Origin of the sequence: Anaerotignum lactatifermentans DSM 14214 (assembly GCF_900142265.1) — a bacterium.
Classification (GTDB): Bacteria; Bacillota; Clostridia; order Lachnospirales; family Anaerotignaceae; genus Anaerotignum; species Anaerotignum lactatifermentans.
The window spans coordinates 1-12,554 of record NZ_FRAH01000010.1; the positions used below are offsets into that span (position 1 = coordinate 1).

Here is a 12,554-nt window from a genome sequence, read left to right on the forward strand (position 1 = left end):
GCAGTACCAAAACAAATATTACCGCCAAATGCTCAAACAAAAAGGAATCCGGCAAAGTATGAGCCGAAAGGGTAACTGTCTGGACAATGCTGTCATGGAAAATTTCTTTGGATTGCTCAAGAGCGAACTTCTCTATCTTCAACAGTTTCAATCTATGGAACATTTCAAGCAGGAACTGGTGGAATATTTAGATTATTATAATAACCATCGAATCAAAGCAAAGTTAAAGGGCTTGCCACCTGCAATTTACAGACAACAAGCCCTTCTGGCTTCTTAAACAATTTTAATTTGAAAATATTGTCTAACTTTTTGGGTTCAGTTCATTTCTTTCCTCCTTCCTCTTTTTTTAAGTAGCATCGTAATCCAACCACTAATACGATGTTTTCTCCTCTTTTTTTGCACGATCCATATTTTCCGTTCAGATACAAGCAGTATCTAAATGATATAAAACCTTACGGAATTTACACGATATTACATAACTTTTTCACAAACACCCTGCACCTACCTTTTTTGTACTATCTCAAACTATGCACAGTGCACTTTTGACTATATAGTACATGATTTTATACAATCTGTCAATGTTTTTGTTGATATTTTTAAATTTGAGTCTAATTTTAATTTTTTTAGGTAATAACAGACAGAAAAAACGATATTTGCGCGCAAAAAAATAGGAATTCGGTTATTTTCATAAATATGACAACAACCTACATAGAATTATCCCATTTTTTTGGTTTTTTTGCAATAAAAACAAGCAAAATTTGCGTTCTATTTATAACTATTTTCCAAGTAACTCTACTAGGCATTGTGCACACTTTTATCGTGTTATATCTTATTCCCCTCCATAGAAGTAATATGATAAAAACTTTAGCCAAGCCATAACCCCCTATTTTACTTGAAAAATGAGCCGTATCCACTTCATTTTAGTCGAAAGTAATTCGCTAAATATTAAATTTACTTTTTACAAAAAGCGCTTTTGCTTGATTCCTTGATTCTCTAAAATAGAGAAATTTGTTCTTTTTCTTGTCTGATTTTCTGTATTCCATAATGTATGTACGAAAAATATTTCATGCATGATAGATTGTTCTGATTTTAAAAATATACAGGCATAAAAATAGAGGAATTACTGTAGTTTCTTCTGTTTTTCCACAATTTGTGGTATATTCATCTTGACGATTTTTCCTTTCCAGGTGTATACTTTTAATATAAATTTTATATTTATAGAAAAATTATCACACCTATAATATTACAGTTGTTATTTTATGTGAAAGAATGACAACTCTTTTTTTATAATGTATGATTATTGCGAAAATGATTACAGCATGAATAACACATAGATGGAGGATTTGTCTTATGACACTCAAACGAATTTCAATGAGAGATCAGGTGTATGAAATCATCAAAAACAGAATATTATCCAGAGAATATTCTTTGGGTGAGCCTATTAACATTGTGCATCTGTCAAAAGAACTTGGTATCAGCAACACCCCTATCCGAGAAGCCTTATCTCAATTGGAAACAGAGCGACTGATTACCATCAATTCCAATCAAAAATATCATGTCACAGATTTGAATGAGAAGCTGATCAATGATTTGTGCTCTGTTGTGCTCATTCATTTACTGGGTGCTTTTAAAGTTTGCCGTGATAACGGAAAAATGCCGGTTTTGATTTCCAAACTTCGCAAAGCCTTTGAAAAACAGCAGGAAATGTATGACGCTTCCAACAGCAATGACTATGTTGCTGCATCAATGGATTTCGAATGGTCTTTCATCATTGCTGCTGATAATCCTATGCTGGAAAAAACATATGACGTTGTTATCACCTTACTGACTTTGTCTATAACGTATGACCAGATCTCCCATAGAGAACGGAATATCGAAGAGCACAGAGAAATTCTGGAAGCCATCGAAGCAAATGTTGCAATAACAGACAGCATACCACTTGTTTTCATCAGGTTAGACAGCGCAACCAAAGATGCCATGGCAATCAATGCACCAAATACGCTACAAAAAGATGTTTTCATATAACCAGGCATGGAAGTTACGTCTTGCAGAATGATGGATGATACAAGACAAACGCAAGTGATAGTAATACCAATCCATACTGCAAAACCAAGTTTGATAAACCACAAAGGCGCAAAGAATCTGACTGCCGGCAAAGCCACAAGCAAAATTGCGTAAGCAGACAATGCTTTCCAAGCAGGCATAGTACTTTTCCCTGTCGATTCATCAATCACATACTGATATTCCTCAGGAATGCTTTCATTCTTACAAAATAACTTGATGTAAGCGATGGCAACGATCAAAGAACCAAGACCTGCGCAGATTGTGGGGAACTCTGCCCCAACAAAAGTAGCAACCAAAACCATAAAGAAGCCATAAGCAAAGCCTGTTGCCAGTGCAAACTTAACGATGCCTTTGTCCAAGACCTTTTTGCCCCATAAAATTACAAGTACCAGAATCGGTGCCAATAATGCACCAAAGAAATGGATGAAGGAGGTATATTTCGAAATATCCATCACATCAACAACATCCAGAAACGCTGCAAAACCACCAATGGTTGTCAGCCCCGCTGCGCCAAGAGATGCGGCAATTCCATTAAAAACAAGTGCGCCAACAATCGCAAATACAGGTGGGATGCCAAGAGCTACCAAAAATGGAGCTGCAATGGCTGCTGGTGTTCCGGCACCAGCTACCCCTTCCAGAAATCCGCCGAAACAAAACGCAATGATGATAAACTGTTTCCGCTTATCCAGTGTCAGGTTCGCAATGATCTCTTTGATCTTGTCCATGGCACCCGTGTTGATCAGCATATTCAAAATCAGAAAGGCTGACCAGATCATAAATACCATTTTTGCCCCTTCGATAATACCTTTTGTTGTTTCTGAGAAAAGGACTGCATTTTCCAGCTTGAATTTCCCATAAAACATTGTGACAAAGATAGTGTAAATCAGTGCGATTGCGGAAACGATTGTGGCAGGCTTTTTCAATCCGACAATACCAATCATGACGATGAGAATCGGTGAAATTGCCATAAATAACTGAAGCATATTACGACCTCCTTTTTGAAGCCAAAGCAGCGCTCTGACCGAAGCATCAGCCCTCGCGCTGCTTAGAATCCGTTAGTCTCTCTGGATTTCGCCTACTGTCTGAACCAACTCAACCAAAATCCCGTGGGAGTATTTGGGTCTGAGGAAATTGACAATAATGTCGCTTGTCCCTTCTACCGCTTCTGTTTCCAGCATTTCGAAGCCTTTTTCGATCAATTCTTTGGAGCAGGACTCAATGTCATCCACTTCAAAAGCTACGTGAGCGATACCGCCCTTACCGTTATTGAATTTTGTCAGTACCCCTTCTTTTGGAATGATAAATTCAATGGGGCTTTCTTTTTCACCGTACTTTGTGAAAATCAGGTCTGCAGAATATGCGTTTACAAATCCTGTGTAATCTACTTCCAGACCGAACATATCGATTAGATCCTGTGCATAACTCTTTTCAGGCAGTACAATACCTACATGGTGCATTCTCATTGGTTTCATAAATTTTCCCTCCAAAATCATAAAATCTGTTTGTTCATGTTTTACAGTCGTTTTACAACAATTGCTCCGGCGAGCATCACCAGCAGCATTGCTGTTTTGTATTTCCCATTATATCCATATGATTGTTTGAAATAAAACACAATATATTGACTGATTTTGATTCAAAAATTCAAATAAAACTTCAATATTATTAAATAAATCTTACTTTTTCCGATAAACTTGATTAATTCAGCGAAATTTGTACTAAAATCTTGAAAAACTTTTTGCCATACTGGAAAAGCTATGCTATAATTTCATCAAATCACTTTCGTAAAAACAGTAGAATTTGAACAGATTTGAAAGTGAGAATCAGATATTTGATTGGAAAAATTCAACCGCATCGAAAATGACAGCACGCAAACATCTTAAAATCTGCTGTAAAAAATGTAACTGTTGAAAAAAATATTGGGGGATATTTCATTTTCTCAGTGTAAGCGAATATATGGAAACAAGGTTTCTGTTTTTGCATGACATGCCATGAAGAACTTTTGGGGGAAAACAATATGACATATGGTGAATTCTTAAAAAAACTGATTATTTTTACCAATACAAAAATCATGGTCATTGCCAACGAAACGGGTTATGACATTTCTTATATCAGCAAATGGTGCAATAAGGGGATTCTTCCAACAACACGTACCATTTCTGTCATCAACAAAAAATTGTCCAAAGTATTTGCAAACGAAATTGTGATGCAGGATCGGGTGGAAGATTTTTTCATTTCTTTTTCTGATATGATTGAAAAAAAAGAAACAGATACGGAGGATATCTTCGATTTCTTATCAGATTCTATTGAAACAGCTCTAAGTGTCTGCTATCGCCACTCCTCTACACAGGACAGCAAGTCTGCGCAAGTGCTGAAACCATCCATGGAAAGCAATCTCTTTTCCCACACACAGGTTCTGGAAAATATGATCCGTAATATTCGTCAGACACTATTGCAAACAGAAAAAGAACTCACGATTGTGTGGACCATTGATATCTGCAAATCCTTTCAATATTTAAATGCATTAGAAATGGTATCCAAAAGCCCGCAAAATCGCATTCGCTGTCTGGCTGCACTGGATTTAGAAGAATTTGAGAGAAATCCAGCTTACTATATGAAACAGCTGTATCTTTTGTTAAGTAAAAATAAAACAGTGTTTTTTGAATTCTATAATGGAAAGAATTTAAAACAAACCAATGCCATTGTGGTTGAAGATGCCTTTGCTGACATACTATCTATAGATGAACATGGCAATCTGGATTTCTCTGTAAATATTACAAACTCCAATGATGTAAAAACGTTGTTTTCTTTTTTCTCTCAGAAGATGACTTCACAGGATCTTTTGCTCCGTTCCTGCACATCAAAAGAAATCAACCGTTCTTATCGGACGGAATTTTATTCCGGCAGCAAATTCCACTTTTTTAATACGTACGGATTTGAGTTTCTCCTGCCGCCGGAAACCATTGACCATATTGTGGAAACAGCAAAATCCAATGCAAAGTTGGATATCACAGAATCTATGATTCGTACATTGCAGATTACATGGGAAGAAATTTTTGAAAATCAGGAAATCTGTTTTTTCTTTCTTCTTTCCTCGTTATATGAATACATCACTTCTGGAGAAATCTATTATACGGATATCCACTATCAATTGCGGGGTGAAGAAAGAATTTCACATATTAAGAACATCATCGAGGTATCCAAAAAGAATCCGAATATTAAATTTGTCATTCTGGATGAAAATATATTTGCCAGTGACTTCATGCCGCACATTTCTGTTTATGCCAATGATAAAAAGATATTTTTGAAGAATTACAGTGCTTATGAAACTGGAATTGGTCCCCACTTGTATATCATTCATGATAAAGAACTAATACGGATCATCAATACTTCCACCTCGCACTCTTTACAAAATCCGACACTGTATCGGGAGTATAATTCAGAAACACTTGAATCTTTATTGGAAAAGTATAAAAGCTTGATATTCCGTATGATGCATATGGCATAACATAGTTTGATGGTTGCGCATCAGTTGCACCATTCCTTTCATCTTGATTTTCAATAGAACTGCAAAAAGCAATTTCATATAAAAAGATAGCTGAAGTCCCTTTTCATTCGAGGATTTCAGCTATCTTTTTTATTCCATCAAAATTTTCAATAACGAAAAAGGTTCTTCTATGTTTTTTCATAGAAGAACCTTTTCTAGCCGCTTTTTCGGACAAAGTCACAGCTGATTAGTGTTTGCTTTGCGCATATTAGGAACATGGTCCCTTTCACATTCTTTTTTCCGATACGAGATGAAATGGGCACATTTATTCCTACCATATGTTCTGTTCTTTCTCACACAGTTGATGTACAGCCGTGTGCATGATTTTTCAACTTTCCCCATATTAGAACAATGGACAACTGGCAAACAACGCATACAACCACCGCCGGAACGACATAAATTCCCCAAAAATACAGACATCCCGAAATACAGCTGATAATAATCAGCAAACTGTGGACTCTCTTGCGGTATTTCTTTTGCTCGTCTAAGTCTAATGGTTTATTTTTATCCTGAACAGGCGCTAATTTCCAAATGATACATGTTGCAATGATATATAACGCTATTGCTTCAACCCCCATATTCTTCTGCAAAAACGCAATCAGATACAAAAGGATCACCGTCGTCACTGTCGACATCACATAACATCTGAATTGTGTTTTTGCATGATATCCTCCTGCAAAAATTCTTAGCGGTATAAAACAAATCAGAAACAGCACACTTTCCAGAAACATGTCCAAGATGATTCCAGTCAACAGAGCCGTCACCAAATTTAACAGAAAAATCAGTCCCTGATAAAAACCAAACAAGTATATTTCCTTATCTTCTTCATCGACGTTACCTGTGGTTTTCATTCCTTTCCATACATTTTCCATTATTTTTTCTGTCATAGAAATCACCTCGTACCCTCAATGCCTTAGATATGTTTCAGTTTTTCGCTTCCTTTCGGCATTTTAGGCTGATAATATTCGAACATGCATGTCGTATTTACAGAAACTGTGGTAATGATCAGTGCCAAAGATGCCACTACTTTCCACATATCTGTTTTGAAATTAAACCAATTCCATTTTTTCATAAAATCACCCTCCGTTATTCTATAAAAGATATATTGCGTACTCTATTATAAATGAATTTTTACGCATTTCTAAAACCTGCCAAAATTACCCATGTATTTTCCATTTTTGACAAAGAAAGCACATTTGTCGTATAATGCAGTTCCTTTTATTCATATATACACAATAATATGCACATTAAACAAATTATCCTCTGTATCAATCATCATTTCCCCATCATATTTTTCGATGACACGTCGTACATTGCTCAACCCAATACCATGGGCTTCTGTCGCATTCTTTTTGGTAGAAATCAATGTTTCGCCTTTTCGGATGATTTCCCCTTCATATGTATTCTTTGCGTTAATCAAAAGTGTCCCCTGCCGATAACTGATCTCTATTTGGAAACTTCCTTTCTTTTGCTTGCTTAGCGACTCAATGGCATTGTCCAACAAATTGCCAATCACCACCACAAGATCAAAAGAATTGATATCAAGATTTTCAGGGATTTGCATTTTTGTATCAATCACCGCTCCTGTTGCCGTCATAATTTTTAGTTTATGATTCATTAGACCATCCAATATGGTATTGCCAGTACAGATATAGTCTTCAGATAACTGATACTCTCTGCCAAGTTTTTGAAAATATTCCTGCAGATCTGTTCTTTCATGGGATTTCGAAAGCTCTTCCAATGCAATCAAATGATTCTTAAAATCATGTCTGGCTCTTTTCAGACTGTCTTCTGTAGCATGAATCATATCCAATTGCTGTTGATACGCTTTGTTTTGCAGCATCAATGATTGATTCTGTATTTCAACTTCATAATTGGATACAACAATCTGATATAAATAGAAAAAAGCTATATTGATTAAAAACAAACAGAAAATCACACTGACAGTAATCCACTGTTCATACCCTCCATATAAAGCCAAAATATCTGTGAAAGCAGAAATACTTGGTATCATAATCAATACTGCCCAACGTCCTTTTTGATAGATACGTTCTTCCCGCCCCAAAATACTTTTTGTCAAAATCACTACAATGTAAAACAGAAAATTGCTTATGGTGTATGTAATCACTTCAATAGAAGGAATATGCCCCAAAATCAATATTGACGATCTTGAAACAATGGTTTCGCATAATATTCCTAATAAAAAGATGCAAAATACTACAAATATTCTTTTACACATTGTGCTGTAGTAAGGCAAAGTCAGAAAGAAAAACAAACACAAATTAGAAAACACTGTGATAATGGGAATTCGATAATGCAAATAAATAAAGCTATTGGAAATATAATACAATATAAAAATTGTACGCTTTAATTCCTGGGAACACCGTAAATTGTTTTTAGAGAAAATGGTTTCTAAAAACAGATTAATACTAAAGACACGAAATATATTCGCAATCAAATAAATTATATGACGATACTCCAATATCATTTCTATTTCCTCACTTCATTATGACATAAGATTTTCTCTGACTATTTTCCGATAAGCTCTGCTGATAGGCAACTCTTCCTCGTTGCTCAACAGCACACTATCAAACTTAAAACGCTTCACGTACTGCTTATTGACGATAAAAGATTTATGGATCTGTATGAATTCTGTATCAGGTAGATTCAGTTCTGACAGTTTTCCATAAAAAGAATCTTTTCCATTTCGCGTATGAACAATAATCTTTTTGGTTTCACTGCTGAAATACATAATATCCTTAAAGGGAATCCTGTTTTCAACCTTTCCAGTTTTATAACTGAAAATTTTGATTTGACGGCCTTGCAGTTCCATAGCTTTTTCCAAAATACCAATAACCTGTCTGGGCGTAAATGGTTTTACCAAAAAATGTATGGGTCTAATTTGAAACAATTCCAAAGCATAGGATGGCTTAGCAGAAATAAACGCAATCTGTGTATAGTCATCCAGAAGATTTTCTCGAATATAACGTCCCACTGCTACGCCGTTTAACTGCGCTAATTCAATATCCAAATAGATCAAATCATATTTAACATGATCATTCAGTTCTTCCAACAATTCTTCTCCCGATTGAAAACTGTCAATTTCATAATGAATGCTTTCTGTTTTAAAAAAGCCATCAATAGTGTTTTCAATTGCACTGCAAACTGCATCATTATCATCACAAACCGCGATACGAAACATAGCCGCACCTCCTGTTTTTCACAATTATATTATATTTTAGCATAAATTTCATTATATTTCACCTGTTTTTGTGATATTTATGCACATTTCGTGTAATTGATAACCAAAAATAAAATGATAAAACTGAAAAAGGCACAAAACCTTTTTCAGGATTTGTGCCTTACCCATTATTATAAATCTTACAGAAATGTTTTATAGAAAGAAATTATTATTTCTTTTTCTTTCCCATACGTTTACCATCGCCGCGGATCGCATGTTCTGGACAAACCAGTGCACACAAATGACAACCTACACATTTATCAGGAATCAAAGTAGGACGATGTGTTTCCTCATCAAAACTCAGTGCCTGATGACCGCCATCCCGACAGGCAATATAACATCTACCGCATCCAACGCAATGATCTCTGTAGAATTTCGGATAAACGATGGTATCTCTTTCGATTTCGTCGTTTTCTACGATGCCATCTACTGCGCGACCAATAAGTTCAGAAATAGATTTTACGCCGTTTTCAGCCATGTAGATTTTTGTTCCCAACAGTAAATCATCAATGATGCGATAACCATAGAGCATAACTGCTGTTGTTACCTGCAAGCTTCCAGAACCAAGGGCAATAAATTCCATACCATCGCGCCAAGTTTCAATACCACCCATACCACTGATATGGTGACCACGAATCGCAGGATCTTTATACATATCGGAAATGAAACGGAGTGCAATGGGTTTTACAGCAACACCGGAATAACCGCCAACCATAGATTTGCCATTTACGGTAGGTGCGGTTGTGAAGGTATCCAAATCTACATTAATGATACTCTTAATGGTATTGATTGCCGCAATCCCGTCTGCACCGCCTTCAATAGCGGCTCTTGCAGCAGGACGCATATCAGCCACATTGGGTGTCATTTTGGCTAAAATCGGAATATTTGTCCCTCTGCGCACAGCCTGTACATAACGTTTTACAGTTTCAGGGTCCTGCCCAACGTCCACACCGGTATTTTTCGCTTCCATGTTTGGACAGGAGAAGTTACATTCGATGACGTCAGCCCCTGCTTCTGTCACAACCTTTGCCAGATATGTCCATTCTTCTTCATTTCTGCCCATGATGGATGCCAGAATCACTTTGGAGGGATAATTCTTTTTTAGTTCTCTGAAGAAATTCAGGTTTTCTTCTAATTCATAGTCAGAAAGCTGTTCGATATTTTTGAAGCCATAGAAAGAACCTTCACCTGTTTTTACTGTTGAAAATCTGGGGGAAGCCTCACGAATATCCATCAGACAGATGGTTTTAAAAGCAGCACCAGACCAACCCATTTCAAAGGCTCTGGCTGTCATTTCATAGTTGCTGGCAACAACGGAGGAAGATAACATGAACGGATTTTCCAATTTTACACCGCAGATATCGCAGCTCAAATCTACGTCGTCCAAACCGGGAACTTCTTTTTGTTCCGGGAATTCCTTCCGCAGACCAGACATCAATTTCTGAATGGGAACTTCTGCTGGACAGACATTTTGGCATTTGCCGTCGCAATGCAGACATACATCTTCTTTGGGCAGCATCATAGATGCACCTGCAGCATTATCGAAACGAAGTGCACGAATGATTCTTGCTGGGTCCATGGCAGGACAAGCTTTTGTGCACACCGCGTCATGACATAATATACATTTGCTGATATCTACAGATTTCATATTGGAATAATACATATTACCGCCTCCTTATCATATCAAAAATCTAATATATTGTTATTTTCAGAAAGGAAAAGGAAAGCATATCATTGCTTCCCTTTTCTGTTATGAATCCCTTAGGATTCTGCTTCTTCTAATTCTACATCTTCTTTTTTTCCAACCAGCTTGAACAGCCATGCGCCGCCTTTATCACAGCAAAGACCTAAGATAATCCCCAGAATCATGCAGGGAATGATGATCAGATCACCACCGGCAGCAAATGTGGAGAAGGAACCAAAGAATGTACCAGGGATATATGCCAGAATAGGAATCTTACTCTGGATACACATCAGATGTACTGTCACCAATGCAACTACCAAACTTACGGCGAAAGAGGGAAATACTTTATTCAAGTACAAAGTAAGCAGTGCATAGACAATACCGCTCATGACACAGAAGAAGGCAGATTTTACGCCTTTCCATCCGTGATCAGGGCAGGCAAAATAAGATGTGCATCCAGCGAATCCAGCCCAGCTCAACAATCCAACTTCCGGTGATAAAAAGGACCATACAGCGCAGCATACGGCTGTGGAAATGCCCAAACAAGTAATTGACTTCATCTGATTCCTCCTTGTTTATGCTTTTTTGAATTTGTCATAAGCAGAGCCAAAAGGTTTGCCTTTTGCCAGTTTGCCCTGACCTTTCTTACCTACATATTCTGCGTTTTCAACGATAACCTGACCTCGCAGCAGTACTGTTTCCGGTCTGCCTTTCTGTTCCATGCCTTCGTAAATGCTGTAGTCTACGCCTTCCAGAGAGTTTGCAACGCCCATAACGCCTCTGTAATCGGGGTCAAAGACAACGATATCTGCATCATAACCTACTGCAATGTGACCTTTTTCTGTCAAACCATTGACTCTTGCAGGAGAAGCTGCAATAACATTTACGAATTCCTGTCTGGACAGTTTGCCTTCGCATACACCATATGTCCATACAGCATTCACTCTGTTCTGTACAGAAGGTGCACCGTTAGGAACATCTGCAAAGGATTTGCCTTCGCCAAAGCCCATATGTTTCTGTACTGCAAAATCAAAACCACAGTGGTCAGAACTTACCGCATTGAGCCAGCCTTTGTTCAGGGCTTCCCACAAAGGTTCCTGATGGTCTTTGGTGCGCAGTGCGGGAGAACAGATATATTTTGCGCCTTCGAAATTGGGCTGATCCAGTACGGATTCATCAAAGAGCAGATAGTGGGCACATGTTTCACCATATACGGACTGTCCTCTCTGATATGCAGCTCTGATTTCATCCAATGCTTCTTTACATGTAACGTGTACGATGTAAATAGGTGCATCTGCCATTTCAGCCAGATAAATCGCACGGCGTGTAGCTTCTGCTTCACATACAGGAGGTCTGGAAACAGCGTGATAGTATGTACCTGTTTTGCCTTCTGCAATAAGTTTCTTTGTCAGGAAGTCAACGATATCACCATTTTCTGCATGAACCATAACAGTGATGCCGGCTTCTTTCCCTTTTGTCAGAGCCTGGATGATGGCATCATCGTCGGCATGGAAAAATTGTCCTTTATATGCCATAAATAATTTCAGTGTAGGATAACCAGCTTCAGCCAGTTTCGGAATTTCTTCAATGACTTCCGGACGAGGATCGGTCATAACGATATGGAAACCGTAGTCAACCATGGCAATACCGTCTACATCTTTTGTTTTAAATTCATCAATGGATTCCAGCAGACCTTTGCCCTGTACCTGATTTACGAATTCGATTACAGTTGTGGTGCCGCCCAAAGCAGGTGCATTGGAAGTTTCAAAACCTCTTACTTTACTGCCCTGATATACGAAAGAATAATGTACATGCTGGTCAATACCGCCAGGGAATACATATTTTCCTTCTGCGTCAATGATTTTATCGACACCTTCTTCGGAGAGATTCTTGCCAATGGCAGCAATTTTCTCGTCAACAATCAGAATATCACTTTTGAATTCGTTTTCTGTAGTCAGAATCATACCGTTTTTAATCAAAGTTTTCATACTGCTTCTCTCCTTCCAAGTCATACAATTTTC

Annotated in this window: 11 protein-coding genes and 1 pseudogene; 3 read left to right on the forward strand and 9 right to left on the reverse strand. The window is 37.5% G+C overall.

The features are described 5' to 3' along the window. Both BUB35_RS04150 and BUB35_RS20245 read left to right on the forward strand, forming a co-directional pair. A partial coding sequence (locus BUB35_RS04150; RefSeq protein WP_143158938.1) for an IS3 family transposase occupies positions 1-277 on the forward strand: 277 nt, incomplete at its 5' end. A 1,094-nt stretch (positions 278-1,371) separates the two neighbouring features. Continuing rightward, positions 1,372-2,025 carry a GntR family transcriptional regulator gene (locus BUB35_RS20245; protein ID WP_416385634.1) on the forward strand — a complete coding sequence of 218 codons (654 nt, stop codon included), beginning with the start codon at positions 1,372-1,374 and terminating at the stop codon, positions 2,023-2,025. Between the two features lie 140 nt (positions 2,026-2,165). On the opposite strand, the pseudogene BUB35_RS19465 reads toward BUB35_RS20245, so the two are convergent. After that, positions 2,166-3,047: pseudogene (locus BUB35_RS19465) on the reverse strand (L-lactate permease); the annotation flags it as partial. A gap of 72 nt (positions 3,048-3,119) precedes the next feature. Further along, a complete protein-coding gene (locus tag BUB35_RS04165; protein WP_022364586.1) occupies positions 3,120-3,536 on the reverse strand; it encodes a VOC family protein in 417 nt (138 codons plus the stop codon). 542 nt (positions 3,537-4,078) lie between these two features. Here BUB35_RS04165 and BUB35_RS04170 point away from each other — a divergent pair. Beyond that, on the forward strand, positions 4,079-5,569 hold the full coding sequence (locus tag BUB35_RS04170) for a hypothetical protein (protein ID WP_072849474.1): 1,491 nt from the start codon (positions 4,079-4,081) through the stop codon (positions 5,567-5,569). A gap of 332 nt (positions 5,570-5,901) precedes the next feature. Here BUB35_RS04170 and BUB35_RS04175 read toward each other — a convergent pair whose 3' ends face one another. The 7 genes from BUB35_RS04175 to hydA all read right to left on the reverse strand — a co-directional run bounded on the left by BUB35_RS04175 (position 5,902) and on the right by hydA (position 12,521). Continuing rightward, on the reverse strand, positions 5,902-6,495 hold the full coding sequence (locus tag BUB35_RS04175; protein WP_072849479.1) for an accessory gene regulator ArgB-like protein: 594 nt from the start codon (positions 6,493-6,495) through the stop codon (positions 5,902-5,904). A gap of 26 nt (positions 6,496-6,521) precedes the next feature. Then, positions 6,522-6,680, reverse strand: a complete 159-nt coding sequence (locus BUB35_RS04180; protein ID WP_072849483.1) for a cyclic lactone autoinducer peptide — start codon at positions 6,678-6,680, stop codon at positions 6,522-6,524. Between the two features lie 150 nt (positions 6,681-6,830). Continuing rightward, positions 6,831-8,096, reverse strand: coding sequence for a sensor histidine kinase (locus BUB35_RS04185; protein ID WP_084730561.1), 1,266 nt, complete (start codon positions 8,094-8,096; stop codon positions 6,831-6,833). An 18-nt stretch (positions 8,097-8,114) separates the two neighbouring features. After that, positions 8,115-8,810 carry a LytR/AlgR family response regulator transcription factor gene (locus BUB35_RS04190; protein ID WP_072849485.1) on the reverse strand — a complete coding sequence of 232 codons (696 nt, stop codon included), beginning with the start codon at positions 8,808-8,810 and terminating at the stop codon, positions 8,115-8,117. A 208-nt stretch (positions 8,811-9,018) separates the two neighbouring features. After that, positions 9,019-10,512: an NAD-dependent dihydropyrimidine dehydrogenase subunit PreA gene (preA, locus tag BUB35_RS04195; RefSeq protein ID WP_072849488.1), complete on the reverse strand. Its 1,494-nt coding sequence runs from the start codon at positions 10,510-10,512 to the stop codon at positions 9,019-9,021. A 98-nt stretch (positions 10,513-10,610) separates the two neighbouring features. Beyond that, on the reverse strand, positions 10,611-11,093 hold the full coding sequence (locus tag BUB35_RS04200) for a DUF1097 domain-containing protein (RefSeq protein ID WP_072849491.1): 483 nt from the start codon (positions 11,091-11,093) through the stop codon (positions 10,611-10,613). Between the two features lie 15 nt (positions 11,094-11,108). Further along, the gene (hydA, locus tag BUB35_RS04205; protein WP_072849495.1) at positions 11,109-12,521 is read right to left on the reverse strand and encodes a dihydropyrimidinase; all 1,413 of its coding nucleotides are present in this window, start codon (positions 12,519-12,521) and stop codon (positions 11,109-11,111) included. Positions 12,522-12,554 lie beyond the last annotated feature (33 nt).

Excerpts from the sequence above, each read along its gene's own strand:
- BUB35_RS04180 (WP_072849483.1), bottom strand. The coding sequence starts at position 6,680 with ATGAAAAAATGGAATTGGTTTAATTTCAAAACAGATATGTGGAAAGTA.
- BUB35_RS04190 (WP_072849485.1), bottom strand. The coding sequence starts at position 8,810 with ATGTTTCGTATCGCGGTTTGTGATGATAATGATGCAGTTTGCAGTGCA.
- BUB35_RS04175 (WP_072849479.1), bottom strand. The coding sequence starts at position 6,495 with ATGACAGAAAAAATAATGGAAAATGTATGGAAAGGAATGAAAACCACA.
- hydA (WP_072849495.1), bottom strand. The coding sequence starts at position 12,521 with ATGAAAACTTTGATTAAAAACGGTATGATTCTGACTACAGAAAACGAA.
- BUB35_RS04185 (WP_084730561.1), bottom strand. The coding sequence starts at position 8,096 with ATGATATTGGAGTATCGTCATATAATTTATTTGATTGCGAATATATTT.
- BUB35_RS04165 (WP_022364586.1), bottom strand. The coding sequence starts at position 3,536 with ATGAAACCAATGAGAATGCACCATGTAGGTATTGTACTGCCTGAAAAG.
- BUB35_RS04170 (WP_072849474.1), top strand. The coding sequence starts at position 4,079 with ATGACATATGGTGAATTCTTAAAAAAACTGATTATTTTTACCAATACA.
- BUB35_RS20245 (WP_416385634.1), top strand. The coding sequence starts at position 1,372 with ATGAGAGATCAGGTGTATGAAATCATCAAAAACAGAATATTATCCAGA.
- preA (WP_072849488.1), bottom strand. The coding sequence starts at position 10,512 with ATGTATTATTCCAATATGAAATCTGTAGATATCAGCAAATGTATATTA.
- BUB35_RS04200 (WP_072849491.1), bottom strand. The coding sequence starts at position 11,093 with ATGAAGTCAATTACTTGTTTGGGCATTTCCACAGCCGTATGCTGCGCT.